The sequence below is a fragment of the Lamprobacter sp. genome, from assembly GCF_034860625.1.
Classification (GTDB): Bacteria; Pseudomonadota; Gammaproteobacteria; order Chromatiales; family Chromatiaceae; genus Lamprobacter.
The window spans coordinates 1-697 of sequence record NZ_JAYESN010000719.1 but is presented as its reverse complement, the minus strand read 5'-3'; the positions used below and the strand labels follow the sequence as shown (position 1 = coordinate 697).

General features: G+C 47.6%; 2 protein-coding genes. Both read left to right on the top strand.

Features of this window, described 5'->3' with window-relative positions; translation table 11 throughout:
* A partial coding sequence (locus tag VBE63_RS30950) for a type II toxin-antitoxin system VapC family toxin (protein ID WP_323686773.1) occupies positions 1-513 on the top strand: 513 nt, incomplete at its 5' end.
* A 4-nt stretch (positions 514-517) separates the two neighbouring features.
* Positions 518-697, top strand: a 180-nt coding sequence (locus VBE63_RS30945; protein ID WP_323686772.1) for a hypothetical protein, incomplete at its 3' end; no start/stop codon positions are given.

The window sequence follows — 697 nt, the reverse complement described above, 5'->3', positions numbered from 1 at the left end:
GCGAAAAAGGATCAACCCATAGGGAAGAAGCCGGAAATTATGAAGCCGACTGTATACATCGAGACTTCGGTGATTAGTTACCTTACCGCGCGAACGAGCAAAGACATTCGTGCGGCTGCATGGCAAAACATCACCGCAGATTGGTGGGATAATCGACGAGCGGACTTCGATTTGTACATATCCGAATTCGTCGTTGCGGAAGCCTCGCGCGGGAACATAGATGCCGCAGCTCGGAGGATGTCCACCTTAGTGGATATTCGCGAACTCGAAGCAACAGAAGAAGTCAAATTGGTGGCTGAAGCTTTACTGAACCATGGTTCGTTGCCGCCGAAAGCTGAGCTTGACGCTTATCATGTTGCAATCGCTGCAGTCAATGGAATCGACTTTTTGCTAACATGGAACTGCACCCACATTGCGAATGCAGTTATGAGACCGAAAATTGAATCGGTATGTCGTTTATTGGGGTATGAACCACCGATTATTTGCACCCCATCTGAGCTTCTTGAGGGCTAAAACTATGACGAATGACCCGATAATACAAGAAACACGGCGGCTACGGGATTCTTATGCTGAAGAGCACGGCCACGATATTGATGCTATCTTTCAGGATATTCTGAGAAGGCAAAAAGAATCCTCAAAGAAGTTTGTACGTCTTCCGTCAAGAGCGCCAGACGAAAACTGGAAAGCGCCTAATCGT